The 25,287-nt window shown below is 70.9% G+C and carries 20 protein-coding genes; 6 read left to right on the top strand and 14 right to left on the bottom strand.

Going from position 1 to position 25,287, the window contains the following annotated elements; translation table 11 throughout:
- Window position 1 precedes the first annotated feature (1 nt).
- Genes ACZ6TI_RS01585 through ACZ6TI_RS01570 form a run of 4 tightly spaced genes read right to left on the bottom strand, consistent with a single transcriptional unit; the run spans window position 2 to window position 3,823 of the window.
- The gene (locus tag ACZ6TI_RS01585; protein ID WP_465343025.1) at window positions 2-877 is read right to left on the bottom strand and encodes a S1C family serine protease; all 876 of its coding nucleotides are present in this window, start codon (window positions 875-877) and stop codon (window positions 2-4) included.
- An 11-nt stretch (window positions 878-888) separates the two neighbouring features.
- Complete coding sequence (locus ACZ6TI_RS01580) at window positions 889-1,839, bottom strand: VWA domain-containing protein (RefSeq protein WP_465343024.1); 951 nt, start codon at window positions 1,837-1,839, stop codon at window positions 889-891.
- On the bottom strand, window positions 1,836-2,810 hold the full coding sequence (locus ACZ6TI_RS01575) for a DUF58 domain-containing protein (protein ID WP_465343023.1): 975 nt from the start codon (window positions 2,808-2,810) through the stop codon (window positions 1,836-1,838). Before ACZ6TI_RS01575 ends, ACZ6TI_RS01580 begins: the two co-directional genes overlap by 4 nt.
- Window positions 2,807-3,823: an AAA family ATPase gene (locus ACZ6TI_RS01570; protein WP_465343022.1), complete on the bottom strand. Its 1,017-nt coding sequence runs from the start codon at window positions 3,821-3,823 to the stop codon at window positions 2,807-2,809. Before ACZ6TI_RS01570 ends, ACZ6TI_RS01575 begins: the two co-directional genes overlap by 4 nt.
- 56 nt (window positions 3,824-3,879) lie before the next feature.
- On the opposite strand from ACZ6TI_RS01570, the gene ACZ6TI_RS01565 reads away from it, so the two are divergent.
- From ACZ6TI_RS01565 to ACZ6TI_RS01550, 4 genes are all read left to right on the top strand, one after another.
- Window positions 3,880-5,187, top strand: a complete 1,308-nt coding sequence (locus ACZ6TI_RS01565; protein ID WP_465343021.1) for a M16 family metallopeptidase — start codon at window positions 3,880-3,882, stop codon at window positions 5,185-5,187.
- Window positions 5,188-5,225: 38 nt separating this feature from the next.
- A complete protein-coding gene (locus tag ACZ6TI_RS01560) occupies window positions 5,226-6,569 on the top strand; it encodes a M16 family metallopeptidase (protein ID WP_465343020.1) in 1,344 nt (447 codons plus the stop codon).
- Window positions 6,570-6,861: 292 nt separating this feature from the next.
- Window positions 6,862-8,346: a hypothetical protein gene (locus tag ACZ6TI_RS01555; protein ID WP_465343019.1), complete on the top strand. Its 1,485-nt coding sequence runs from the start codon at window positions 6,862-6,864 to the stop codon at window positions 8,344-8,346.
- Window positions 8,347-8,744: 398 nt separating this feature from the next.
- Entirely contained in the window at window positions 8,745-9,749 is a 1,005-nt protein-coding gene (locus tag ACZ6TI_RS01550; protein ID WP_465343018.1) for an endonuclease/exonuclease/phosphatase family protein, read from the top strand.
- Between the two features lie 50 nt (window positions 9,750-9,799).
- Here the strand turns inward: ACZ6TI_RS01550 and cimA are convergent, their stop codons facing one another.
- Window positions 9,800-11,386, bottom strand: a complete 1,587-nt coding sequence (gene cimA / locus ACZ6TI_RS01545; RefSeq protein ID WP_465343017.1) for a citramalate synthase — start codon at window positions 11,384-11,386, stop codon at window positions 9,800-9,802.
- Window positions 11,387-11,584: 198 nt separating this feature from the next.
- Here cimA and ACZ6TI_RS01540 point away from each other — a divergent pair, with 198 nt between their 5' ends.
- Entirely contained in the window at window positions 11,585-12,331 is a 747-nt protein-coding gene (locus ACZ6TI_RS01540; protein ID WP_465343016.1) for a tyrosine-protein phosphatase, read from the top strand.
- On the opposite strand, the gene ACZ6TI_RS01535 is transcribed toward ACZ6TI_RS01540, so the two are convergent.
- The 3 genes from ACZ6TI_RS01535 to ACZ6TI_RS01525 all read right to left on the bottom strand — a co-directional run bounded on the left by ACZ6TI_RS01535 (window position 12,279) and on the right by ACZ6TI_RS01525 (window position 15,326).
- Window positions 12,279-12,989, bottom strand: coding sequence for a hypothetical protein (locus ACZ6TI_RS01535; protein WP_465343015.1), 711 nt, complete (start codon window positions 12,987-12,989; stop codon window positions 12,279-12,281). The genes ACZ6TI_RS01540 and ACZ6TI_RS01535 overlap by 53 nt on opposite strands.
- 117 nt (window positions 12,990-13,106) lie before the next feature.
- The gene (locus ACZ6TI_RS01530) at window positions 13,107-14,207 is read right to left on the bottom strand and encodes a branched-chain amino acid aminotransferase (protein WP_465343014.1); all 1,101 of its coding nucleotides are present in this window, start codon (window positions 14,205-14,207) and stop codon (window positions 13,107-13,109) included.
- Window positions 14,208-14,300: 93 nt separating this feature from the next.
- Window positions 14,301-15,326 carry a 3-isopropylmalate dehydrogenase gene (locus tag ACZ6TI_RS01525; protein ID WP_465343520.1) on the bottom strand — a complete coding sequence of 342 codons (1,026 nt, stop codon included), beginning with the start codon at window positions 15,324-15,326 and terminating at the stop codon, window positions 14,301-14,303.
- A 383-nt stretch (window positions 15,327-15,709) separates the two neighbouring features.
- Here ACZ6TI_RS01525 and ACZ6TI_RS01520 point away from each other — a divergent pair, with 383 nt between their 5' ends.
- Window positions 15,710-16,045: a hypothetical protein gene (locus ACZ6TI_RS01520; protein WP_465343519.1), complete on the top strand. Its 336-nt coding sequence runs from the start codon at window positions 15,710-15,712 to the stop codon at window positions 16,043-16,045.
- Between the two features lie 3 nt (window positions 16,046-16,048).
- Here ACZ6TI_RS01520 and serA read toward each other — a convergent pair whose 3' ends face one another.
- From serA to ACZ6TI_RS01490, 6 genes are all read right to left on the bottom strand, one after another.
- A complete protein-coding gene (gene serA, locus ACZ6TI_RS01515) occupies window positions 16,049-17,647 on the bottom strand; it encodes a phosphoglycerate dehydrogenase (protein WP_465343013.1) in 1,599 nt (532 codons plus the stop codon).
- Window positions 17,648-17,750: 103 nt separating this feature from the next.
- Window positions 17,751-19,004: a mannosyl-3-phosphoglycerate synthase gene (gene mpgS / locus ACZ6TI_RS01510; RefSeq protein ID WP_465343012.1), complete on the bottom strand. Its 1,254-nt coding sequence runs from the start codon at window positions 19,002-19,004 to the stop codon at window positions 17,751-17,753.
- Window positions 19,005-19,202: 198 nt separating this feature from the next.
- Entirely contained in the window at window positions 19,203-20,216 is a 1,014-nt protein-coding gene (ilvC, locus tag ACZ6TI_RS01505; RefSeq protein WP_465343011.1) for a ketol-acid reductoisomerase, read from the bottom strand.
- An 18-nt stretch (window positions 20,217-20,234) separates the two neighbouring features.
- Window positions 20,235-20,750, bottom strand: coding sequence for an acetolactate synthase small subunit (gene ilvN, locus ACZ6TI_RS01500; protein WP_465343010.1), 516 nt, complete (start codon window positions 20,748-20,750; stop codon window positions 20,235-20,237).
- A complete protein-coding gene (locus ACZ6TI_RS01495; protein ID WP_465343009.1) occupies window positions 20,750-22,582 on the bottom strand; it encodes an acetolactate synthase large subunit in 1,833 nt (610 codons plus the stop codon). Before ACZ6TI_RS01495 ends, ilvN begins: the two co-directional genes overlap by 1 nt.
- A gap of 141 nt (window positions 22,583-22,723) precedes the next feature.
- The gene (locus ACZ6TI_RS01490) at window positions 22,724-25,138 is read right to left on the bottom strand and encodes a putative bifunctional diguanylate cyclase/phosphodiesterase (protein ID WP_465343008.1); all 2,415 of its coding nucleotides are present in this window, start codon (window positions 25,136-25,138) and stop codon (window positions 22,724-22,726) included.
- Window positions 25,139-25,287: the final 149 nt, after the last annotated feature.

Genomic DNA, 25,287 nt, shown 5'->3' with positions numbered 1-25,287 from the left:
ACTATCCACGGCTGATGAGGTTGGTGGCCACCTGCTGGGCCCGCTCGATCGGCACGGCGAAGCCGATGCCGATGTTTCCGCCGCCCTCCAGGGTCGCGATGGCCGTATTGACCCCGACCACCTCGCCTCGGGCGTTCACCAGCGGTCCGCCCGAATTGCCGGGGTTGATCGCGGCGTCGGTCTGCACCGCGGTCTGCCGGGTGCTGCCGCCGAGCCGCACCTCGCGGTCGAGCGCGCTGATGATCCCGGCGGTCACCGAGCCGCTGAGGCCGAGCGGCGAGCCGACCGCCAGCACCGGCTCGCCGACCCGGGTCCCGTTCGGGGCGGCGAGCTCGAGCGGGCGCAGCGCCGCGGTCGGCTCGACCCGCAGCACCGCGATGTCGCTGCCCGGATCGGTGCCGACCACGGTGGCGGTGAGCCGGCGGCCGTCGCTGCCGACCACGGAGATCCGGCCGCTGCCACCGGCCGCGTCGACCACGTGGTTGTTGGTGACGATGTGGCCGAGGCTGTCGAAGACGAAGCCCGACCCCGATCCGCCGCCGGAGCCGGACCGCACCTGCACGGAGACCACGCCGGGGAGGGCGCGGGCGGCCGCGCCGACAAGATCGGACGGTACGCCCGCGGGAAGTGGCGCGGGCGCTCCGGCCTGCGGCTCGGCGGCCGGATCGGCGGCCGGGTCGGGAGCGGCGTAATAGCCCGCCACGCCACCGGATCCGGCGCCCACCACCAGCACCGCGGCGCCCGCGGCCAGGAAGAGCGGCCACCGCCGGCCGGACTCGGCGGCATGCGCCGGGACCCGGTCCTGCGGGGATGAGATGTCGGGTGAGAGGAACGAAGGTCCGCGCGGCTCTCCGCCCAAGCCAGTGGTCATGGTCATGTCGAAACCTCCTAGGGGAGCCGGGCGAACCAGAACATGGAGGCGATCGCGGCCAGCGCGGCGAGCGCCAGCCCGATGCCGATGAAGCGGGCCGAGACGTCCTGCCGCTCGGTCTCGTAGCCGACCGAGCTGCCGATGTCGGCGTACGCCGCGCGCAACTCGTCCGCGCTGCCCGCCTCGAAGTAGTTGCCGCCCGACGTCTGGGCGACCGCCTGCAACGTCTCGCCGTCCACCGGCACCGGCTGCGAGCCGGCGATCGTGCCCGACTCGGTGCCGAACGAGATCGCGTCCACCGGCACACCGATCTCCGATGCCAGTTGCGCGGCCGTGTCCGGGTCCTGGCCGGCGGTGTTGGCGCCGTCCGACAGCACCACCACCCGGGCCGGCGGGGTGTCCTCGCCGGCCTGCGCGTCCAGCGTGCGGATCTGGTCGAGCGAGGTGGCGATGGCGTCCCCGATGGCCGTGCCGGCTCGACCGGCGGCGCCCTCGGAGAGCCGGTCCACGCCCGCGATCACCGCGTCCCGGTCCTGCACCGGCGGCACGAACACCGAGGCGCTGCCGGCGAATCCGACCAGCCCGACGTTGAACTGCTCGGGCAGGTTGGTGATGAATTCACTCGCGGCGGCCTTCGCGGCGGAGAGCCGGTCCGGCGCCACGTCGTCGGCCAGCATGGACCGCGAGACGTCGACCGCGACCAGCACGGTGGCGCGTTCCCGGGGCACCTGCACCTCGGCGGTGGGCCGGGCGAAGCCGACCACGAGCAGGCCGAGCATGGCCAGGAACAGGCTCGCCGGGACGTGCCGGCGCCACTCGGGACGCTTGGGCGCGACGCGGTCGAGCAGTTTGAGGTTGGTGAAGCGGACGGCGTACTTGCTGCGGCGGCGCTGCATCACGATGTATCCGATGGTCAGCGCGACCACCGCGGCCAGCAGCCAGAGCCGCTGGGGAGATTCCCAGGTCATGCCGATCCTTTCGAGGCCGGCCGGCGGGCCGCGCGGCTCAGCCGGCGTTGGGCGTGCACGTGCCGGACGATGTCGGCGACCCAGTCGCCGTCCGTCCGAAGGGGAAGGTGGGTGGCGCCGGCCCGCCGGATCGCGCCGGTGATGGCGTCCTGCTGCTGCCGGGCCGCGGCCGCATAGCGTTCGCGCAACCGGCGCCCGGCCGTCGAGACCTCGCGCAGCCGGCCGGTCTCGGGGTCCACCAGGGTGAGCAGCCCGACGTCCGGCAGGTCGCGTTCGCGCGGATCGGTGACCTGCACGGCGAGCACCTGGTGGCGGGCGGCGAGCCGGCGCATCGGCAGTTCCCACTGCGGCGGCGCGCTGCCCAGCCCGTCCTCGTCCAGCCCGTCCAGGAAGTCGCTGACCAGCACGACCAGGCCGCGCCGCCGGACCGCCCGGTGCATGCCTTCGACGGCTTCGGCCAGGCTCACCGGATCGATCACCGGCGCGCCGCGCGGGACGGCAAGCAGACTGCGCAAGACCCCCAACAGATGCGTACGCCCGGTGCGTGCCGGGAAACGGCGTACCCCGAAAGGGCCGAGCAGGTGCGCGCCCAGCCGGTTGCCGACGCCGTTGGTGAGGAAGCCGACCGCGGCGACCGCCGCGACGGCGAGCTCACGCTTCTCCAGCTCGGCGGTGCCGAAGTCCATGCTCGGCGAACCGTCCACCAGCACCCAGGTGGCCAGCTCCCGGTCGGCGTCCACGGTCCGCACGTGCGGCACGGTGGTGCGCGCGGTGACCGACCAGTCCATCCGCCGCACCTCGTCCTCGCCGGCGTGATATTCGCGGCTGCCGGCCGGCTCGCTGCCGACGCCGGGCAGCAGGCCGAGGTGCTGACCGTGCAGCATCCCGTCGAGCCGCCGGGTGACCGCGAGCTCGAGCCGCCGCAGCCGGCGCTCCGGCGCGAGCTCGTTGATCGACGCGCCCTCGTTCATGCGGCTACGCCGAGACCGAGGCCCGGACCTAGCTGCTCCTGCGCGGGCGCGATGGTCGGGAGCGGGACGGATTCGATGATCCGGTGCACCAGCGCCTCGGCCGGCACGCCGTCGGCCACCGCGTCGAAGGAGAGCACCAGCCGGTGGGCCAGCACGTCGGGCGCGATGTCCAGGATGTCGTTGGGCAGCACGTAATCGCGGCCTCGCAACAGGGCCAGCGCCCGGCCGGCCGCGACCAGTCCGAGGGTGGCGCGCGGGCTGGCGCCGTAGGCGAGTTGCCCGGCCAGCTCCGGCAGCCCGAAGCGCGCCGGGTCACGGGTGGCGAGCACCAGCCGGACCACGTACTCGGCGAGCGCGTGGTGCACGAAGACCCGCCGGGCGCGCGCCTGCAGGGCCAGCAAGCGCGTGGTGTCCAGCACCGGGTGCGCGACCGGGCGGCCCTGGCCCATCCGATAGAGGATGCCGAGCTCGTCCTGATCGGTCGGGTAGTCCACGACCACCCGCATCAGGAACCGGTCCCGCTGCGCCTCGGGCAGCTGGTAGACGCCCTCGCTCTCGATCGGGTTCTGGGTGGCCAGCACCAGGAACGGCTGGGGCACCGGGTGGGTGCGCCCGCCGATCGAGACGTGCCCCTCGGCCATCACCTCGAGCAGCGCGGACTGTACCTTGGCCGGCGCCCGGTTGATCTCGTCGGCCAGCACCAGATTCGCCATCACCGGGCCGAGCTCGACGTCGAAGGTCTCCTTCGAGGCGCGGTAGATGCGGGTGCCCAGGATGTCCGAGGGCACCAGGTCGGGGGTGAACTGGATGCGGTGGAAGGAGCCGCCCACCGCCACCGCGAGAGTCTCCGCGGCCAGCGTCTTGGCCACCCCGGGAACGCCCTCGAGCAGGCAGTGCCCGCCCGCCAGCAGAGCCGTCATGAGTCGCTCGATCAGCCGGTCCTGGCCGACGATCACCTTCTTGACCTCGAACAGGGTCTGCTCGAGAAGCCTGGTTTCCGAGTTCTCTTCCATGTCACCAGGACACCAACGAGGACCGAAAGCGAGCCGAAGGAGGCAATACTGGTCCGGTGACGTCGGAAACCCTGCCGGTCGAGACCGGTTATCCGTGGCCCATCGAAACCACCCGCCTCGCGAACGGCCTCCGCGTCGTGGTCAGCGAGGACCGCAGCGCCCCGGTGGTCTGCGTCAATCTCTGGTACGACGTCGGCTCCCGCCATGAGCCCACCGGCCAGACCGGCTTCGCGCATCTCTTCGAGCATCTGATGTTCGAGGGCTCGCTGCATGTGGCGAAGACCGAGCACATGCGCCTGGTGCAGGGCAACGGGGGCTCGCTCAACGCGACCACGAACCCGGACCGCACCAACTACTTCGAGACCATGCCGTCCGAGCACCTCGAGCTGGCCCTGTGGCTGGAGGCCGACCGGATGGGCGGGCTGGTGCCCGCGCTCACCCAGGAGACGCTGGACAACCAGCGCGAGGTGGTCAAGAACGAGCGGCGCCAGCGCTATGAGAACGTGCCCTACGGCGACGCGTGGCTGCGGCTGCTGCCGCTGCTCTATCCGCCCGGCCACCCCTATCACCACGCCACGATCGGGTCGATGGAGGACCTGAACGCGGCCGGGCTGGACACCTTCAAGGCGTTCCACCAGCAGTACTACGCGCCCAACAACGCGGTGCTCACGGTGGTCGGCGACACCTCGCCGGAGGAGGTGTTCAAGCTGGCCGACCGCTACTTCGGCATGCTCGAGCCGGTCTCCGGCATTCCGCCGGCGCCCGGCGGGCACATCGCCGGGCAGGCCACCGAGCCGGTGCGCGAGACGGTGACCGCGAAGGTGCCGGCTCCGCGGATCTACCTCTCCCATCGGACCCACCCCTTCGGTACGGCCGGGTACGACGCGATCACGGTGCTCTCCGCGGTCCTCGGCAGCGGCCGTGGCAGCCGGCTCTACCAGCGCCTCGCCGACGGCAAGCGGATCGCCCAGCCGGACTACGTGGGCGCCTACGGCGTCGATCTCGCGCACGCCCCGGCCCCGCTGATCGTCACCGCGACCGCGAAGGACGGCGTCGACGCGGAGACGTTGGAGCAGGGCGTGGTCGAGGTGCTCGACGGGGTCGCCACCGAGCCGGTCACCGAGGCCGAGCTCGAGCGAGCGAAGGCGCTTCTGACCACTTCGTGGTGGCGGCAGATGTCCACAGTCGGCGGTCGCGCGGACACCCTGGGCCGCTATGCGACGCAGTTCGGCGACGCGGGCACGGCGGCCTACCGTCTGCCGGCCTGGCAGTCGGTGACGTCGGACGACATCAACGACGCGCTGCACACCCTGCGACCCGCGTCCCGGGTCACCCTCACCTACCTGCCTGGAGAAGAGTCGTGACAGAGCCGACCCGCAGCGGAAAACCCCAGACAAGTTCGGTGTTGGTCGCCAACCGTCCCGAGTCCGGCACAGCACGGCCATACTCGTTCCCGGACGTGGTCCGCACGCCGGTGGCCGGCGGCCTGGTGGTCGCCGCGCACCTGCCCGGCCAGCGGCTGGCCAGCGCGTCGTTGCTGCTCGACGCCGGCGCCGCACGCGAGACGCTGGGCCGCGAGGGCACCGCCACGATCCTGGCCAAGAGCTTGGAGGAGGGCACCCAGCGGCTCGACTCGGCCGGCTTCGCGCTGGCCCTCGAGCGGCTCGGCGCCGAGCTGTCCACCTCGGTCGACTGGGACTCGTTCCGGGTCGGCGTCTCGGTGCCGGTGTCCCTGCTGCCCGGGGCGGTGGATCTGCTCGCCGCCGCGGCGCGCACGCCCAAGCTCGACCCGGCCGACGTGGCCCGGGTCCGCGACGACGAGGTGACCGCGCTGCGGATGGACTGGGCGCAGCCCGGCCCGCGGGCGGACACCGCGTTGCGCGCCGACCTGTTCGGCGCCCAGGAGCGATACGGCCGCCCGCTGCACGGCGACCCCTCGTCGGTGGCCGCCGTGACCGTCGAAGACGTGCTCGCGTTCCACCGCGAGTGGCTGGGCCGTCCGGGCGTGCTGCTGGTGGCCGGCGACCTCGACAAGCTCGACCTGGAGGCGCTGGGCGCCGCGGCGTTCGCCGGCGCGTCCGGTGCACCGCTGCCGGCGGACGGCCCGCTGGAGGTGCCGATCCCGGCCGGCCGCAAGGTGATCCTGGTGGACCGGCCCGGCTCGGTGCAGTCCACGCTGCGCCTCGGCCACCGGGCGCCGCACCGGGCGCACCCGGACTACGTGACCATGTCGCTGGCCGCCACGGTGCTCGGCGGCGCGTTCACGTCCCGCCTCAACCACCTGATCCGCGAGGTGAAGGGCTACACCTACGGCATCCGCGGCGATTTCGGGCTGTCCCGCCGGTTCGGCCGGTTCGGGGTTAGCTCGGCGGTGCAGACCGCGGTGACCACGCCGGCGCTGGTCGACACGGTCGGCGAGATCAGCCGCACCCGCGCCGAGGGCGTGACCGAGGACGAGCTGGCAGTCGCCCGCTCCTGGCGAGCCGGCCAGCTCTCGGTGGACATGCAGACCCCGGGCTCGATCCTGGGCGCGCTGGTCACCCTGGTCATCCACGGCCTCCCCGACGACTACCACGTCCAGCTCCGCCAACAACTCCTCGACGCCACAGTCGAGCAGGTCTCCGCCGCCGCAGCCACCCACCTACACCCCGACGGCCTCACCCTGGTGGTGGAGGGCGACGCCGCAGTCATCCGAGACGACCTCACTGCAGCCAACCTGGGTGAGATCGTAGACGCACAGATCTAAGCCCAACCCGCTCGCGAATCGCCGCCGGTGACTTGCGGTGCGAAAAGTCCGAGGCGAAGCCAAGGGGCTTTTCGTGCCGCAAGTCGCCGGGTACAAGGCGATTCGCCGGAGGAGCGAAGCGACGACCAGCAAGCTCAGCAGCTCAGCTTTTCCTGCCGCAAGTCACCGGGTATGAGGCGATTCGCCGGAGGAGCGAAGCGACGACCAGCAATTCAGGGATTGCCATCGCGTGACGGAGACGTTTCAATACGTCAGCGCTCGTGAGAGCGCTCTCACCACGTTGGAGTCCCACATGCCTGCCACCTTCTCGGTCACGTCCGTGCCCGTTTCCCGGCGAAGCCTGCTGGCCCTGCCCGCCGCGGCCGCCGCCGGAGTCGCCGCCGCCGCTCTGCCCGGTGGCGATCCCGCCTCGGCCAGTTCGGACCGCCCCCGCCACCTCGTCGACCCGTCGCTCGGCGGCCCGGTCGCACGCGCCTACCGCTACCTCGACGTGGTGCAGGACGCCTATCTGAAGGGCGCCGAGCCGCGGCTGCTGCAGTCGTACAACAACGAGAGCGGGCTGATGACCGCCGCTTTCGTCTATGACAACGCGCTGGCGACGCTGGCCTATCTGGCGAACCCGAGCGTCGCGAACGTGCGCCGGGCCCGGCTGATCGGCGACGCGCTGCTCTGGATCCAGGCCAACGACGAGGCGTTCAGCGACGGCCGGGTGCGGCAGGCCTATGCGGCCGGCCCGATGCTGTTCTACGGCGGCGGACCGTATTTCCCCGGCCTCAAGCGGGAGGACGGCAAGGCGGCGTTCCTGTGGCCGTTCGGTTTCGGCGGCTCGTCCACCGGCGACATGGCCTGGGCCGGTCTGGCGCTGGCCCAGCTCTATGCCGACACCCGGATCAAGAAGTATCTGGACGGCGCGATCGCGCTGGGCGAGTGGATCGCCGACAAGCGGTCGCCGTACGCGTTCGGCGGCTATCACGGCGGCCTGCAGGCGGATGGCGTCACCCCGCAGAAGTGGTCGTCCACCGAGCACAACATCGACGTGTTCGCGCTGTGCACGCTGCTCGCCAAGCTGACCCGGGACCGCCGATGGATCGCCCGGGCGAATGAGGCGGCGGCCTTCGTGCGCGGCATGTGGAACCCGTCCGAGCGCTATCTGTGGACCGGCACGCTGGGCGGCAACCCCGGCGAGGACCCGAACCTGATCAACACCGGGAACATCCCGGAGGACGTGCAGACCTGGTCGGTGCTGGCGATGGGCGACCGGCGCTACGACCCGTCGCTGGACTGGGTCACCGCGAACCTGTGGAACAACGACGGTGGCGCCGGCTCCCAGCTGCCCGCCGGGGTGCGCGTCTCCGGGGTCACGTTCAGCTCGCAGGCGAAGCTCCTCACCGGCCCGATCTCCGGCAGCGACCTGCCGAACAACCGCAACGCCGTCTGGCTGGAGGGCAACGGGCACGCCGCGCTGGCGCTGCTCACCCGCAAGGCGACCGGCGACCGCGGCCTCGCGAAGCGGCTGCTCGCCGAGACCGTGGTGGCGCAGCGCAAGGTGGGCGCCGGGCAGACCGTGGGCCTGACCGCGGACCCGCAGGGCGGCAGGCTCTCCGACCCGGGCGCCGGCGGCAGCTGGACCGGGACCGCGCTGCCGGACCGCTCCGGCATCGTGGCGGCGACCAGCGCCTTCGACACCGGCTTCGCGTTCGGCTACTTCCAGCGCCAGCACGTCGGCGCGACCGCCTGGTTCCTGATGGCCGCCCAGAACTTCAACCCCTACCGCTGACCAAGATCAAAACCGTTCATCGGATACGCGTCCGGTGGCCCACAGGCGCAACCGCCGAGTTCCGTGGTTTCACCGCGACCCAAGCGGCACCCAAGGCCGTGGACGCGCGTCTCGCGCGCTGAAAGTGGTAGGCCAGCCGGCGATTGCCGGCCCGGATGGCCTCGTGGGCTACCACTTTCCTTGCGCGAGACTCGCGTCTACGGCCTTGACCCACCGCGCGGTCGCGGTGAGACAACGGGACCCGGGCACTGCGGTTGTGGGGCCCCGGACGCGTATCCATCAAGCTTTGATCTTGCGGCCCGGCGGCGGAAAGTTTCGGTGAGCTGGGGCATCGATCGCGCCAGATCCCGCGCCGGGCGCTCGTCACGTCGCGTGACTGATCGCGCTACCGTCGCCGCATGACGATCACCTCGGCGCCGCCTGCCACCGCGCGCCGGCATCGCAAGCGGGTCGGCGTCACCGTGCTGATCTGGCTGTTCATGCTGCCGGTGGCGGGCTGGTCGGTGGTGCGCTTCGGTGGCTGGGAGTCCGGTCCGCTGGTGCAGTTGTTCGCCTTCACGCCCTATGTGGCGGCCTGGGCCTGGATTCCGGCCCTGATCGCGCTCGCCGGCCGGCGCTGGCTGGGCGCGGCGATCGCGATCGTGGCGGCCGCCCTGCTGGCCGTCTCGGTGCTGCCGCGGATGATGGCCGACCGCGACCGCGGCCCCTCGACCGGTGTCGAGCTGCATGTGCAGACCGCGAACGTGCTGGCCGGACGCGCGGATCCGGACACCCTGGTCGGGCTGGTCCGGGCGAACGACGTGTCGATCCTGGCGCTGCAGGAGTTCACCCCGGACATCCGGTCCCGCCTGACCACGGCCGGGCTGGACCAGCTGCTGCCCTATTCGTCGCTCGCCGCCGAGTTCGGCACCACCGGGTCCGCGGTCTACTCGCGCTTCCCGATCACCGGTGGCGGGTCGCGGCGCAACGGCGGCGGCTTCATGCAGGCGTACGGGACGGTGCAGCCACCCGGCGCCGGCCCGCTGACAGTCGAGTCCGCGCATCCGGTCGCGCCCTACGACCTGAAGGTGCTCCCCGACTGGCGCGCCGACCTGGCCGACGAGCCGTGCGCCGAGACGAGCGGCACCCCGCGCATCCTGCTCGGCGACTTCAACGCGACGCTGGACCACCAGGCGCTGCGCCGGCTGGTCTCCGGCGGCAACTACCGGGACGCGGCCGCCACGGACGGCACCGGCCTGGTCGGCACCTGGGGGCCCTACGACGGCGACCCGATCCCCGCGGTGACCATCGACCACGTGCTGGTCGACCAGCGGATCGGGGTGCGCGACGTGCGCGTCCACGGCATCCCGCGCAGCGACCACCGGTCACTGATCGCGGCGCTCACCGTTCCGGCGGCGGGCTGATCCCACCGCCGGAGCGGCCGCGGGCTGATCCCACCGCCGGAACGGCCGCCCTACGCCGCCGCGGCCGAGCGGGCCAGGCCGAAGGTGAGCGCGTCCACCAGGGCCTGCCAGGAGGCCTCGACGACGTTCTCGTGCACGCCGACCGTGGTCCAGTCGCGCTTGCCGTCGGTGGTCTCGACCAGCACGCGCGTGATCGCGCCGGTGCCGTGCGAGCCCTCCAGGATGCGCACCTTGTAGTCGGCCAGCTCGAACGTCTTGAGCTCGTCGTAGTGCGCCGACAGCGCCTTGCGCAGGGCCTCGTCCAGGGCGTTGACCGGGCCGTTGCCCTCCGCCGTGGTGATCACCCGCTCGCCGCGCACGCGGACCTTGACGGTGGCCTCGGAGACCACCGTGCCGTCCTCGCGGTGCTCGGTCTGCACCCGGTACGACTCCAGCGTGAACGGGCGGGCGTACGCCTCGCCCGGCAGCTGGTCGCGGACCAGGAGTTCGAAGGACGCGTCCGCGGCCTCGAAGGACCAGCCCCCGGCCTCGAGATCCTTGACCCTGCGGGTCACCGTGGTCAGGGTGTCCGGGTGGCCGGCCAGGTCGAGCCCGAGCTCACGGCTCTTGAGCTCGATGCTCGCCCGGCCGGCCATCTCCGTCACCAGGATCCGCATGTCATTGCCCACCACCGACGGGTCGACGTGGTTGTAGAGCAGCGGATCCACCTTGATCGCGCTCGCGTGCAGCCCCGCCTTGTGAGCGAATGCCGCGGCCCCGACGTAGGCCTGGTGGGTGTCGGGGGCGATGTTGGCGATCTCGGCGAGCGCGGTGGAGACCCGCGTCGCCTTCTCGAGGCATCCGTCCGGTAGGACCTTCAGCCCGAGCTTGAGTTGCAGGTTGCTGACGACGGCGAACAGGTCGGCGTTGCCGGGCCGCTCGCCGTAGCCGTTGGCCGTGCACTGGAAATGCTCGACGCCCGCCTCGACGGCGGCGATGGTGTTGGCGACCGCGCAGGCGGTGTCGTTCTGGCAGTGGATGCCGAGCTGGTCGGGGTTCACCCCGGTGCGCGCGACGACGTCGTTGATCGCCGCGGTGATCATCGATGGGAGCATGCCACCGTTGGTGTCGCACATGACGACGCGCTCGGCCCCGGCCTCGAACGCGGCGGTGACCACGGAGGCGGTGTAGTCGGGGTCGTAGCGGAAGCCGTCGAAGAAGTGCTCGCAGTCGACGAACGCGCGCCGGCCGTTCGCCACCAGGTGCCGCACGGTGTCCCGGACCATCGCCAGGTTCTCCTCGCCGGTGGTGCGCAGCGCCCGCTCGACGTGCCGGATGTCGGACTTGGCGACCACGCAGACGACCGGCGTCTCGGCGTCGAGCAGCGCCTGCACCTGCTTGTCGCCGGCCACGTCCACGCCGGCCTTGCGGGTGGCGCCGAAGGCCACGAGCAGCGCGTGCTGCAGCTTGAGCTCGGTCTTCGCGCGCCGGAAGAACTCGGTGTCCTTGGGCATCGCGCCCGGCCAGCCGCCCTCGATGAAGCCCACGCCGAACTCGTCCAGCAGCCGCGCGACGGCGAGCTTGTCGACGACCGAGTAGCTGATGCCCTCGCGTTGCCCGCCGTCGCGGAGCGTGGTGTCGAAGACCTGGTACTTCATGGCACGGTTCCCTTCGAGGATTTGTTGTGGCCCAACAAAAAGACCCCCCGCGGATGCGGGAGGTCTGCGCGTCGGCGAGGAAGGTCAGCCGGCGCGCGAGGTGCCAATAATGAGCACGAGGTGGGTCACGCCATGAAGTGTGCCACCGTTCGCCTCCGTGGGAAGCGATGTTCCACCTTTCGGGACTAAGTTGGGCTGGTGGCCGACACCCCCCTGACCCGGAACGTGTCCTTCTCCTCGACCTACAACTTCCGCGACGTCGGCGGTTATCCGGGCCTCGACGGGCGCCCGGTGCGGTGGCGGCGGCTCTTCCGCGCGGACGCGCTGCATCGCCTGGACGGCGCGGATTGGGAGACCTTCGCGGCGCTCGGCATCCGCACGGTGATCGACCTGCGGCGCGGTTTCGAGATCGAGAAGTACGGCCGGGTCCGGCACTACGAGGGCCTGGACTACCGCAACCTGGCGCTCGAGCACGTCGACTGGGAAGAGGTCGAGCATCCCGAGACCGTGGTGCACGAGCGCTGGCTGGCCGACCGCTACCTGAACTTCGCCGAGGACGGCCACCAGGCGCTGCACGACGCGCTCAGCGTGATCGCCGACCCGGCCGCCGCGCCGGTGGTGGTGCACTGCATGGCCGGCAAGGACCGCACCGGCGTGACCCTCGCGCTGACGCTGTCCCTGCTCGGGGTGTCGGACGAGGACATCGCCGAGGATTACGCGCTGACCACCGCGTCGATGCAGGGGCTGGTCGACTATCTGCGCGTGCACAACCCGGTCGCCGTGGAGGGCCACGAGCACATGTTCGACTCGCCCGCCGACGCGATGCGGCTCTTCCTGCACGACCTGCGGGCGCTGCACGGCTCCGTCGAGGCGTATGTCAGCTCGATCGGGGTTACCGAGAAGCAGGTGGCCGCGATGCGGGATCATCTGCTCGATCTGGACTGAGCCCCACCGCCAGGTCGGTCACGGCGTCGACGAGCAGGCCGAGATCCATGGCCGGCACGTTGCCCGCGATCCGCACCGTCAGGACGTCATCCTGGAGATCGGCGAAATCCCCGAGGCCGTAACCCATGTCGGACAGCCTGAGCAGGGCCGCTCGCACCGGGGCGGTCAGCAGGGCGGCGCCGGCCGTCCCGGTCTCCCGGCCGATCCGCCACTGCCGGTGGAATTTCTGGTCACCGGCGGACGGGTCGGGCGCGGGCGGATTCTGGGCCTGCCAGAGCGTGGCGACGATATAGCGCTGCCGCAGTCGGAGCACCGGCAGGCCGGCCGGCATCCGCACCGCCACCGTGGCATGGGCCGGGACGCCGTCCTCGAGTTCGTCCCGGCCGAGCACCAGCACGGCGGGCCGGTCGGCGATCCGGCCCGTGGCGGCCGCGAGCAGCTCGAAACTCGGGCCGGGGCGTGGCGCCAGCTCCGGATCGGGCTTCTGCACCGGCGTCCAGCCACGGCGGGCGCACCACCGGCGCACCTCATCGAGGACAGCCTCGCGCCACTGCGCCTCGTGCTCGCCGTCGTGCCGGGACATGAGCCACAGCACCAGCAACAGCAGGCCCCCACCGATCGCGCCGACCAGAATGACGAAGACCAGGTTGACGTCCACCGCTGACCTACTTTCCGAGGCCGTCAGGGACGTCCAGCATCGCATTCACCGTCCACATTCGCCCGTCCGCAGGAGGTGCCAAAGCGGACACCTCCTGCGAGTCCGGAGCGGCACGACCTAGAGAACCCTGTGCACCCAGCCGTAACGGTCCTCGGCGCGGCCGCGCTGGATGTCCACGAGTTCCTGGCGCAGGCCCATGGTGATCTCGCCGGGGCCACCGTCGGCCACCTTGAACTCACCCTCGGGGAAGCGGACCGTGCCGATCGGCGTGATCACCGCGGCCGTGCCACAGGCGAAGACCTCGCGGACCCGGCCGGACGCGGCGCCCTCGCGCCACTCGTCGAAGCTCACCGCCCGCTCCTCGACGCGGCGGCCGGCCCGCTGGGCCAGCGTGATCACCGAGTCGCGGGTGATGCCGGGCAGGATCGTGCCGCCCAGCGGCGGGGTGACCAGGCTGCCGTCGTCGAGCACGAAGAAGATGTTCATGCCGCCGAGCTCGTCGACGTTGCGCCGCTCCACCGCGTCGAGATAGACGACCTGGTCGCAGCCGTTCTCGATGGCCTCGGCCTGGGCGGAGAGCCCGGCCGCGTAGTTGCCGCCGCACTTGGCCGCGCCGGTGCCGCCGGGCGCCGCCCGGGTGTAGTCCGGCGTGATCCACACGGTGACGGGCTTGACCCCGCCGGGGAAGTACGGCCCGACCGGCGACGCGATCACCAGATAGAGGTATTCCATCGCCGGCCGCACCCCGAGGAACACCTCGCTGGCATAGGCGAACGGGCGCAGGTAGAGGCTGCCGTCCTCGGTCTGCGGGATCCACTGCCGGTCGATGGTGATGATCTGCCGCAGCGACTCGAGGAACGTCGCCTGCGGGAGCTGGGGCATCGCCATGCGCTGGGCGGACTGGGAGAACCGCGCCGCGTTCGCGTCCGGCCGGAACATCGCCACGCCGCCGTCCGGCATCGTGTACGCCTTCAGGCCCTCGAAGATCTCCTGGGCGTAGTGCAGCACCGCGGTCGCCGGGTCCATCGGGATCGGCGCGCGGGCCTCCACCCGGGGCTCGTACCAGCCCTTGCCCTCGGCATATCGGATCGTGACCATGTGGTCCGAGAAGATCCGGCCGAACCCGGGGTTGGCCAGAAGCGCGTTGCGCTCAGCGGCGTCTACCGGCGCAGCATGCGGACGGACATCGAAATCGAGGTTGTTGTCACCACCACTCATGGCACGTGACCTGCTTTCTAGGAAGATTTAGTGAGCACGAACCTACCCGAACGCTCGTTAAAAGCCGATCGGGTGATCAGAACAGGGACAGACTCAGGCCGCGGAGGCGACCCGGTCACCGACCTCGGCGGTGCGCAGCGACGCGCCCGCGGTGCGGGACGCGACCTCGGCCGCGACCGCCCCGGTTACTCGGCGGGCCGCGTCGTCGTGCCCGAGGTGCTCGAGCAGCAGGGACGCGGAGAGGATGGCGGCCGCCGGGTCGGCGATGCCCTGGCCGGCGATGTCCGGCGCGGAGCCGTGCACCGGCTCGAACGTCGACGGGAACTTGCGCTCCGGGTTGACGGAGCCGCTCGCGGCCATGCCGATGCCACCGGTGACGGCAGCGGCGATGTCGGTGAGGATGTCACCGAAGAGGTTGTCGGTCACCACCACGTCGTAACGCTGCGGGTTGCTCACCATGAACATGCTCGCCGCGTCGATGTGCTGGTATTCCGTGGTGACCTCGGGGAACTCGGCGGCCACCGCCTGGAAGGCGCGCGACCACAGGCTGCCCGCCTTGGTCAGCACGTTGGTCTTGTGCACGAGGGTGAGGTGCCGGCGCTCGCGGCGCCGGGCCCGGGCGAAGGCGTCCCGGATGACGCGCTCGACGCCGAACCGCGTGTTCAGGCTTTCCTCGGTGGCGATCTCGGCGGGGGTGTCCTTGTGCAGGACGCCGCCGGCGCCGACATAGAGCCCCTCGACGCCCTCGCGGACCACGACCATGTCGATCTCGCCGGGCTTGAGGCCGGCCAGCGGGCTGGTGGTGCCCGGCCAGAGCTTGCTCGGGCGCAGGTTCACATATTGATCGAAGTCGAAGCGGAGCTTGAGCAGCAGGCCGCGCTCGAGCACGCCGGGCGGCACGCTGGGGTCGCCGATCGCGCCGAGCAGGATCGCGTCGTGGCCGGCCATCTCGTCCTGGACCGTCTGCGGGAGGACCTCGCCGGTGCGGTTGTAGAAGCGGGCGCCGAGGTCGTAATCCGACCACTCCACGCCCGGGAGCACGGCGTCGATCACCTTGCGCGCCTGCGCGGTCACCTCGGTCCCGATGCCGTCGCCGGCCACCACCGCGATCCGCGCCACGCTCACAACGTCTCCCAAACGCTCGACTCCAACCCGCGCAAGAGTAGTCGGGCGTCTCGATCTTCGGTCAGCTGGTCCCACTTAATGGACGTTCAACGCGCTCGGGAACGCGAACAGCCCCCTTCGATCGCGGCAAACGACCGAAGGGGGCTGTAGCGACGAAAACGCGTGGCTCGCGCCCGCCGGGGGTGCTGACCGTGGGCACAACGATGAACACGTCACCCGAAGACGAGTCACCGGCGCGCCGCGCGGCGGGATCAACGCTAGCTATGCGGACTAATAACGCGCAAGACGCATCCACCGCGTGTCGGCCCAAGGATCAACGATAGCGACGGACCGTGTGGCACCATGCGCCGGTGAGTTTCGACCTCGTGGTGTGGGCCATGGACCAGACGGAAACGCCGGAAGCGGTGCGGGCGGCCAATGTCCGCTGCGTGCGCGGCGAGCATCCGCAGCGCCCCGCCGACCCCCGCGTCGTCGCCTTCTATGACGCGCTGACCGGCGAATACCCGGACCGCGGCCCGCACGCCAAGGCGCCCGGCTCACCATGGGCCAGCGCGCCACTGCACGCCGCCGCCGACCACATCAAGATGCGGCTGGACGAGAACTGCCCGGACGCCGTCCTGGAGCGCATCGAGCGGCTGGCCGGAGAGCTCAACCTGGATCTGCTCGACCTCCAGGACGGCACGGTCTATCCGCCGCCGGTCCGCAACCGCTAGCAGCTACTCCACCCGCAGGTCCGCCAGGCTGGCCCGGGACGCCCCGATCGCGTCCGCGGCGGTGTTCAGCAGGTCGGCGTCGACCGAGGAGTCGACGGTCAGCGTCATCAGCGCCTCGCCACCCGCTTCCCGGCGCGCCACCTGCATGGCCGCGATGTTCACGCCGTGCCGGCCGAGCGCGGTGCCGATCGCGCCGACCACGCCCGGGCGGTCCGCGTACCGGAAGAAGAGCAGGACCCCCTCGGCGCCGAGCTCGAGATCGAAGCCGTCCACCTCGGTGAGCCGGCGGATCTCCCGCGAACCGGTCACGGTCACCGTGCCGGCCACGCTGACCCGGCGGCCGTCCGGCAGCGCGCCGCGGATCGTCACCAGGTTCTCGTGGTCGCCCGGCTCGTCCACGGTGACCAGCTGGACCTCGACGCCACGCTCGGCGGCCAGCTGCGGCGCGTTCACATAGGTCACCCGATCTTCGACCACCGCGGCGAACAGGCCCTTGGTCGCGGCCAGCCGCAGCACCCGCACGTCGTGCGAGGCCACCTCGCCGCGCACCTCGACGGTCACTTCGGCGGCGACCTGCCCGGCCACCGCGGTGAACACCTTGCCGAGCTTCTCGGCCAGCGGCAGCAGCGGCCGCACCTGCTCGTCCACCACGCCACCGGTCTGCACGTTCACCGCGTCCGGCACGAACTCGCCCTGCAGCGCGAGCTGCACGCTGCGGGCCACCGACAGGCCGGCCTTGTCCTGCGCCTCCGCGGTGGACGCGCCCAGGTGCGGGGTGACCACAACGTTGTCCAGCTCGAACAGCGGCGAGGAGGTGGACGGCTCCTTCACGAACACGTCCAGGCCGGCGCCCGCCACGCGTCCCTCGGCGAGCGCGTCGGCCAGCGCCTGCTCGTCGATCAGGCCGCCGCGGGCGGCATTGACGATGCGCACGCTGGGCTTGACGGTGGCGAGCTCACGCTCGCCGATCAAACCCAGGGTCTCCGGGGTACGCGGCAGGTGCACCGAGATGAAGTCGCTCTCCCGCAACAGCTCGTCGAGCCCGACCAGGCGCACGCCGAGCTGGGCCGCACGGGCCGGCTGCACATAGGGGTCGTAGGCGATCAGCGTGGTGCCGAACGCGGCCATGCGCTGGGCGAACAGCACACCGATGCGGCCCAGCCCGACCACGCCGACGATCTTGCCCTGCACCTCCACGCCGGTGTACTTGGACCGCTTCCACTCGCCCTTCTTCAGCGCCGAGCTGGCGCTGGCGGTGTGCCGGGCCACCGCCAGCAGCAGGGCGATCGCCTGCTCGGCGGCGGAGACGATGTTCGAGGTCGGCGCGTTCACGACGAGCACACCGCGGGCGGTGGCGGCGGGCACGTCCACGTTGTCCAGCCCGACGCCGGCCCGGGCCACCACCTTGAGGCGGGTGGCCGCGGCGAGCGCCTCGGCGTCGATGTTGGTGGCGCTGCGCACGATCACCGCGTCGGCCTCGGGGAGGGCCGCGAGCAGGGTCGGGCGGTCGGCGCCGTCCACGTGCCGCACGTCGAAATCTTGTGCCAGGACATCGAGGGCGGCCGGGGCCAGCTCCTCCGCGATCAGCACGACGGGCTTCATACGTCTCCATCCGCTGGGGGGAATTCGGATGGTAGTACGTGACAGCGGTCACTCCGGGATGTCTGTCCAGAGTGACCGCTGTCACACGTGAGAAACCTGGCCGTTACACCGGGATCTGGTCCCGGTCGATCGGCGGGTTGGCCGGCAGCCCCGCGGAGGCGAGACCATCCAGCTGACGGAAGCTCTGCGCCTCGGCGTCCAGAGCGTCGTAGAGCAGGTCGAGGGCCAGGGTGCCGACCGGCGGATAGGTGCGCTCGCGGGGCGGCTCCTGCCCGACCTCCAGCGCGCCCTGCGACACCATGAAATCGAGGATCGCCTGGCGCACCGAGGGCAGCGTGATCTCCGAGTGGTAAAGCACGTTCAACGCCTGCATCCGCATGCCCTGGACGTGTTCCTCGCCCTTGTTGTCGTGGAAGTGCGGGTTGCGGGTCTCGATCTGCAGCACCGGCACGGAACCCGCCATCACCTCCGGATGCGGGCTCTCCAGCACGCCGCCGAACTGCTCGAACAGGTCCACGTACTCGTACGGCTCGACGGCGAAGCCACCGGCCAGCCGCAGTTTCATGCCGAGCGCGAGGCTCATCGCGTGCTCGCCGGCGTTGCCGGTGGCGATCACCTCGGTGCCGAAGTTCGAGTACTCCGCGACGAACCTGTTCAACCACTCGTTGGTGACCTCGGAACTGCGCCCGCGGCGGCTGAAGAACAACCGGCCCTCGCGCAGTTTGGGCTTGGAGTGCCAGGAGATCCGGACCATCGAGTACGCGGACTCGGCCAGGTGCAGCCCCGCCGCGTACGCCTTGCAGTATTCGTGCACGGCGCCCGGCACGTAATTGTCCGCGTCCACATAGCCGATGTACTGCCGGCCGGTCATCGCGGCCAGCGCCATGCCGACCAGCATCGCCTCGCCCTTGCCGGCCCGCACCAGCCCGGCGTCGTCGATCAGTTCGTCCATGCCGGCCGCCTTGAACGCGGCCGCCACCCCGGGATCGCGCTGATGCACGGTGATCGCCGACCGGCCGGCCAGACGGCAGAACTGCTCGACCGTCTGCGCCTCGATCTCGTACCGGTCCACCGGTCCGCGATCACTGTTCGACACCAGCACGATCAGACAATCGTGCGGGATCCCGGAGAGCACGCCCTCGATGACGCTCCGCGTCTCATTCATGCACGGAACGACGATGACCAATTGCGTCTCGATGGCGCGTAACGCCTCCGGCCCGACAATACGACTGCCGGCCGAAATCCCGGGCCGGCCGGCATCAGCCACGGCGCCCGAGTCCAGCTCAATCACCCGTTGCAGCTCATGAATCCGGACCGCGCCGAAGCGCTCACTCCGGAAAGAATCAGCCAGTCGCATGCGGCGAGGCTAGCTGACGATTGCTACTCGGAAGAGCCTGATCAGTCCACAATTTGGCAACGGCGCTGACCAGGTAAGCAGCACGTAACGCCCACGTTTCAAGTAATCGTTCGATCACGCAAAGCGCCCGGCTGTGCCGCTACCGACGCCTGGTCCTCCGGACGGCGCGGAGGACCAGGCGCCATTAAAACCAGCGTATTAAGCGGTTTCGGTGATCGGCCGGTCAACCCACGACATCATGTCGCGCAGTTTCTTTCCGGTCACCTCGATCGGGTGCTTGGCGCCCTCTTCGCGGTACTTGGTCATCGCCGGGCGGCCGGCGTCGTCGTCCGCGATCAGGGCCCGGGTGAACTCGCCGGACTGGATCTCGGCGAGGATCTTCTTCATCTCCGCCTTGGTGTTGGCGTTGATCACCCGCGGGCCGCTGACGTAGTCACCGAACTCGGCGGTGTCCGACACGCTGTAGCGCATCCGGGAGATGCCGCCCTCGTACATCAGGTCGACGATGAGCTTGAGCTCGTGCAGGCACTCGAAGTATGCGATCTCCGGGGCGTACCCGGCTTCGGTGAGCACCTCGAAGCCGGTCTGCACCAGCGCCGCCGTGCCGCCGCAGAGCACCGCCTGCTCACCGAACAGGTCGGTCTCGGTCTCCTCCTTGAAGGTGGTCTTGATGACGCCCGCGCGGGCGCCGCCGATCGCCTTCGCATAGGACAGCGCGAGCGCCAGGCCGTCGCCGGTCGGGTCCTGCTCCACCGCGACCAGGCAGGGCACGCCCTTGCCGTCCACGTATTGGCGGCGGACCAGGTGGCCGGGGCCCTTCGGGGCGACCATCGCGACGGTGACGTTCGCCGGCGGCTTGATCAGCTCGAAGCGGATGTTCAGGCCGTGGCCGAAGAACAGCGCCTTGCCCTCGGTCAGGTTCGGCGCGATCGACTCGGCGTAGATCTTGCGCTGCGCGGTGTCCGGCGCGAGCACCATGATCACGTCGGCCCAGGCCGAGGCCTCGGCCGGAGTCTGCACGGTGAGGCCCTGCTCCTCGGCCTTGGCCCGGCTCTTCGAGCCCTCCTGCAGGCCGACCACCACGTCGACGCCCGAGTCACGCAGCGACAGCGAGTGCGCGTGGCCCTGGCTGCCGTAACCGATCACGGCGACCTTGCGTCCCTGGATGATGGACAGGTCGGCGTCGTCGTCGTAGAAAACTTCCGCTGACATGACTTTCCTTTTCTGATTTCAGGCGGCGCGGAGCGCCGGGCCGGTCGTGATGGAGCGGGAACCGCGGCCGATGGCCACGAGGCCGGACTGCACCATCTCCTTGATGCCGTACGGCTCCAGGTCGCGCAGCAACGCGTCGAGCTTCTCAGGGTTGCCGGTCGCCTCGATGGTGAGGGTGTCCGGCGCGACGTCGATCACCTTCGCGCGGAAGAGCTCGACCGTCTCCAGCACCTGGGCCCGCTGCGCGCGATCGGCGCGCACCTTGACCAGCAGGAGCTCCCGCTGGACCGACTGCTGCGGGTCCAGCTCGACGATCTTCAGGACGTTCACCAGCTTGTTGAGCTGCTTGGTCACCTGCTCCAGGGGTGAGGAGTCGGCGTTGACCACGATCGTGATGCGGCTGACGTCCGGGTTCTCCGTCTCGCCGACCGCCAGGGAGTCGATGTTGAAGCCGCGCCGGGAGAACAGCCCCGACACCCGGGCCAGCACGCTGGGCTTGTTCTCCACCAGCACCGACAAAGTGTGCTTGTTCATCAGAGGTCGTCTTCCTCGAACGTGGGACGCACGTCCCGGGCGAACAGGATCTCGTCGTTGCTGGTGCCGGCCGCGACCATCGGCCACACCATCGCGTCCTTGCCGACGGTGAAGTCGATGACCACCGGGGCGTCGTTGATCGCCATCGCCGCCTCGATGGTCTGGTCCACGTCGGCCGCCGACTCGCAGCGCAGGCCGATGCAGCCCAGCGCCTCGGCGAGCTTCACGAAGTCGGGGATGCGGTGCTTGTGGGTGCCCAGGTCGGTGTTCGAGTAGCGGCCCTCGTAGAACAGGGTCTGCCACTGCCGGACCATGCCCAGGTTGCCGTTGTTGATCACCGCGACCTTGATCGGGATGCCCTCCAGCGCGCACGTGGCGAGCTCCTGGTTGGTCATCTGGAAGCAGCCGTCGCCGTCGATCGCCCAGACCGCGGTGCCCGGCTTGCCGACCTTGGCGCCCATCGCGGCGGGCACTGCGTAGCCCATCGTCCCGGCGCCGCCGGAGTTGAGCCAGCTGCCCGGCTTCTCGTATCCGATGAACTGCGAGGCCCACATCTGGTGCTGCCCGACGCCGGCCACATAGATCGCGTCCGGGCCGACCAACTTGCCGATCCGCTCGATCACGTACTGCGGGGACAGCGTGCCATCGGTCGGCTCGTCGTAGCCCAGCGGGTAGCGCTCGCGCAGGTCGTTCAGCGTCTTCCACCAGGCCGGATAGGAACCCGCGCCGGTGGCGGCGCCGGTCACCGCGGCGATCAGCTCGTCGATCACGTGCCGCGCGTCGCCCACGATCGGCACGTCGGCGTGCCGGTTCTTGCCGATCTCGGCCGGGTCGATGTCGGCGTGCACGACCTTGGCGTCCGGCGCGAACGAGTCGAGCTTGCCGGTGACCCGGTCGTCGAAGCGGGCGCCCAGCACGACCAGCAGGTCGGACTTCTGCAGCGCGTAGACCGCCGGGACGGTGCCGTGCATGCCGGGCATGCCCAGGTGCTGCTGGTGCGAGTCGGGGAACGCGCCGAGCGCCATCAGGGTGGTGACCACCGGCATGCCGGTCAGCTCGGCCAGCTTGCGCAGCCCGTCGGTGGCACCGGCCTTGAGCACGCCGCCGCCCACATAGAGCACCGGGCGCTTGGCCTGGGCGATCAGCCGGGCCGCCTCGCGGATCTGCTTGCCGTGCGGGTGCAGCGTCGGGCGGTAGCCCGGCAGGTCCAGCGTGGGCGGCCAGGAGAACGTGGTCTGCGCCTGCTGCACGTCCTTGGGGATGTCCACCAGCACCGGGCCGGGCCGGCCGGTGCTCGCCAGGTGGAACGCCTCGGCCATGATGCGCGGGATGTCCTCGGGCGACTGGATCAGGAAGTTGTGCTTGGTGATCGGCAGCGTGATGCCCTGGATGTCGGCCTCTTGGAAGGCGTCCGTGCCGATCGCCGGCCGGGACACCTGCCCGGTGATCGCAACGATCGGCACCGAGTCCATGTATGCGTCCGCGATCGGCGTGACCAGGTTGGTCGCGCCCGGCCCGGAGGTGGCGATGCAGACGCCGACCTTGCCGGTGGCCTGCGCGTAACCCGTGGCCGCGTGGCCCGCGCCCTGCTCGTGCCGCACCAGGATGTGCCGCACCTTGGAGTCGTAGAGCGGGTCGTAGGCCGGCAGGATGGTGCCGCCCGGGATGCCGAACGCCACCTCGACGCCGAGGGCCTCGAGGGACTTCACGAGCGAGCCGGCGCCGGTGGTCGGCGTCGGGCCCGCGGCTACCGCGTGGTTGCCCGCGGCGGCGGCCACGGTGGCGGGGCTGGCTCGGTGGGCGAGGGTCTCGGGTGTCGGTGGTCTCGTCATCGCTGATGCCTTTGGGGTAGACGTGATCCGGGCAACAAAAAAGGCCCTCGTGCCTGAATGACACGGGACCTTGCGCGCTGTCACCTACGGAGAGGGAAGCAGCGCGCTCACATAAGTACTCGGGACGACAAGCACATGCGGCTAACCTTGCCCGATCTCACGCGATGAGTCAACAGATCCCACATTCTGATCACGGGTCGTTCCCTCTTGCGGGGTCTCGGCGCTCTGCTCGGCCGGCAACAGGGCCCTGAGCTGCCGCATTCCGGGTCCGAGCATGACCACCTGGCTGCGCGCGGTGGCCCCCGGCGGCACCACCGGACGCGGGATCGGGGTGGGCTTCGGGGCGATCGCCGGGCGCAATGATCGAAGCTGGGCGGCCAGGTGCTCGGGCGGCACGCCCCAGCCGAAGAGCGAGCCCTGGCCGAGCCGGCAACCTGCCTCCTCCACGACCGCGCGCTGTGCGGGTGTCTGGATGCCCTCGGCGAGCACCTCGAGGCCAAGCCGGTGTCCGAGCCGGACCACCACGTCGACCAGCGGCGCGGCGGTGCCGGTGCGCGACTCCGGCTCGGCCACCAGCCGCTGGTCGATCTTCAGGATGTCCACCGGAAGCGTGCGCAGCTGACCCAGCGACGAGTAGCCGGCGCCGAAGTCGTCCAGCGCGATCCGCACCCCGGTGGCGCGCAGCTCGCCGAGCCGCCGCACCAGTTCCTCGACGTCGGTCGCCACCGCGTGCTCGGTCACCTCGAGCACCAGCCGCTGGGCCGGCACGCCGAACTCGAGCAGCACGTCGGCGACCTGCCCCGGGTAGTCCGCCGCGTGCAGCTCCTTGGGCGACAGGTTGACCGACACCCAGACGTCGTGGCCATCGGCCAGCCAGGCGGCCAGCTGGCGGCAGGCCTGCCGCAGCACCCAGAGCCCGAGGCGGTTGATCAGCCCGGACTCCTCGGCCACCGGGATGAACTCGTCCGGCCGCACGTTGCCCAGCGTCGGGTGGTGCCAGCGCAGCAGCGCCTCGGCGCCCACCGGCCGCATCGACGGCAGCGCCACCACCGGCTGGAACACCAGCCGCAGCTCGTCCCGGTCGATCGCGTGCCGCAGCTCGTTCTCCAGCGTGCTGCGGCGGCGGAGCAGCTCGTCGTAGCGGACGTCGTACCGCTCGACCCGGTTCTTCCCGCGCTGCTTCGCATAGCGCAGCGCGAGGTCGGCGTCGCGCATCAGCTCGCCGGTGTCGCCCGGGGCCGGGCGGCCGGCCACGCCGACGCTGGCCGACAGGAAGACCGACGCGCCGTCCACCTCGTAGGGCTCCCCGAGCACCGCGAGCAGCCGCTTGGCGGCCAGCATGGCCTCGTCGGGCGTGGCGTGCATGAGCACCGCGAACTCGTCGCCGCCGAGCCGGGCCGGCACGTCGCCGGAGAGCAGGTTGCGCCGCAGCCGCGCGCCCACCTCGGCGAGCACCGCGTCACCCACGTCGTGCCCGCGGACGTCGTTCACGTTCTTGAAGTGGTCGAGATCGATGCTCACCAGACTGAGCGGCCCGGAATCGGGCTGCCGGCCCTGCGGATCGGGCTCGCGCAGCGCCCGGATCAGGCCCCGGCGGTTGGCCAGGCCGGTCAGCGGGTCGGTGTGGGCGAGCTCGCGGAAGTGCTTCTCGCTCTGCGAGAGCTGCAGCGTGTAGCGCTTGACGTCGGTCAGCGCCAGGTATTGCCGGCTGACCAGCAGCAGGCCCTCGACGCTGGACGCGGCGATGCCGGCCGCCTCGATCGAGCCGCCCTGGGAGATGCGGTAGACGGCGAATCCGATGGTGGCCAGCACCGGCACGAACGCGAACGCGTTGCCCCGCTGGATCATCTCACCGCTGTCCTCCACCGGCCGGTCCACGATCCGCACCGCCCGGGCCACCAGGAAGAGGCCGCCCGGCAGCAGCAGCGAGCCGGCCAGCACGGCGCCGTGCCAACCGTGGCAGATGCCACCGGAGAGCAGCATCGAGGCGACCGCGACCAGCGTCACGCCGAGCGAGACCCGCACGGTGCCGTGCCGCGGCCGGTGCGCGTGCAGGGCCAGCACCACGGTCAGGCCGATGGTCAGCGCCGACACCGCGGCCGGCAGCACCACCGGCAGACAGAACTCCGGTGGCGGCGGCGGAAGGACACTGGTCGGGCCGGTGACCAGCACCCAGACGACGAACCACAGCGCCGCGGCGACGATCCCGCCGTCGCACAGATTGCGCAGTGCCGTGCCGCGGTGCTGACCCGAGCCGGGCAGCATGATCGTGCCGGCGAGCAACGCGGCCGTGCCGAGCGTCATCGCGAGGGCCACCCCGCTGGCGAGCATCAGGCGATGGCCGCCGAGCGGCACGTCCTCCGGCCGCAGGACGGCGGTGAGCAGGCCGGCCAGCGCGGCGGCGGCAACCACCGCACCACCCGCGGCCAGCGATTGATGAGCCCGGCGTGCGTCGCCGGTGTGCTTTCGCCCTGATTTGGCCAGGAGGGCCACCGCCGGGACCGCGACCAGGAGGCTCGCCAGCCCGGCCGCCTCCCAGCCGGACGGTGTGTGCACGCCAACACTGTGCCCGATCTTCGGGGTAAAAAGTAAGTCCGTGTTTGCCCCGGCGCCTGGACCTCCGGTCGGCGCGGAAAGCCCGAACCCTTCGGGCCCAATTGTGCCCGGCCGTCCCGTGCTGTGGACCACAGAGCGGCCTGAGCAGT

This window comes from Actinoplanes sp. NPDC051388 (assembly GCF_055586225.1).
This window is presented reverse-complemented; position numbering and strand designations above follow the sequence as displayed.

What these genes read in the sequence shown, in the direction of transcription:
- ACZ6TI_RS01585 (WP_465343025.1), bottom strand. Translation starts at nt 877, where the DNA reads ATGACCATGACCACTGGCTTGGGCGGAGAGCCGCGCGGACCTTCGTTC.
- ACZ6TI_RS01580 (WP_465343024.1), bottom strand. Translation starts at nt 1,839, where the DNA reads ATGACCTGGGAATCTCCCCAGCGGCTCTGGCTGCTGGCCGCGGTGGTC.
- ACZ6TI_RS01575 (WP_465343023.1), bottom strand. Translation starts at nt 2,810, where the DNA reads ATGAACGAGGGCGCGTCGATCAACGAGCTCGCGCCGGAGCGCCGGCTG.
- ACZ6TI_RS01570 (WP_465343022.1), bottom strand. Translation starts at nt 3,823, where the DNA reads ATGGAAGAGAACTCGGAAACCAGGCTTCTCGAGCAGACCCTGTTCGAG.
- ACZ6TI_RS01555 (WP_465343019.1), top strand. Translation starts at nt 6,862, where the DNA reads ATGCCTGCCACCTTCTCGGTCACGTCCGTGCCCGTTTCCCGGCGAAGC.
- ACZ6TI_RS01550 (WP_465343018.1), top strand. Translation starts at nt 8,745, where the DNA reads ATGACGATCACCTCGGCGCCGCCTGCCACCGCGCGCCGGCATCGCAAG.
- cimA (WP_465343017.1), bottom strand. Translation starts at nt 11,386, where the DNA reads ATGAAGTACCAGGTCTTCGACACCACGCTCCGCGACGGCGGGCAACGC.
- ACZ6TI_RS01530 (WP_465343014.1), bottom strand. Translation starts at nt 14,207, where the DNA reads ATGAGTGGTGGTGACAACAACCTCGATTTCGATGTCCGTCCGCATGCT.
- ACZ6TI_RS01520 (WP_465343519.1), top strand. Translation starts at nt 15,710, where the DNA reads ATGGACCAGACGGAAACGCCGGAAGCGGTGCGGGCGGCCAATGTCCGC.
- serA (WP_465343013.1), bottom strand. Translation starts at nt 17,647, where the DNA reads ATGAAGCCCGTCGTGCTGATCGCGGAGGAGCTGGCCCCGGCCGCCCTC.
- mpgS (WP_465343012.1), bottom strand. Translation starts at nt 19,004, where the DNA reads ATGCGACTGGCTGATTCTTTCCGGAGTGAGCGCTTCGGCGCGGTCCGG.
- ilvC (WP_465343011.1), bottom strand. Translation starts at nt 20,216, where the DNA reads ATGTCAGCGGAAGTTTTCTACGACGACGACGCCGACCTGTCCATCATC.
- ilvN (WP_465343010.1), bottom strand. Translation starts at nt 20,750, where the DNA reads ATGAACAAGCACACTTTGTCGGTGCTGGTGGAGAACAAGCCCAGCGTG.
- ACZ6TI_RS01495 (WP_465343009.1), bottom strand. Translation starts at nt 22,582, where the DNA reads ATGACGAGACCACCGACACCCGAGACCCTCGCCCACCGAGCCAGCCCC.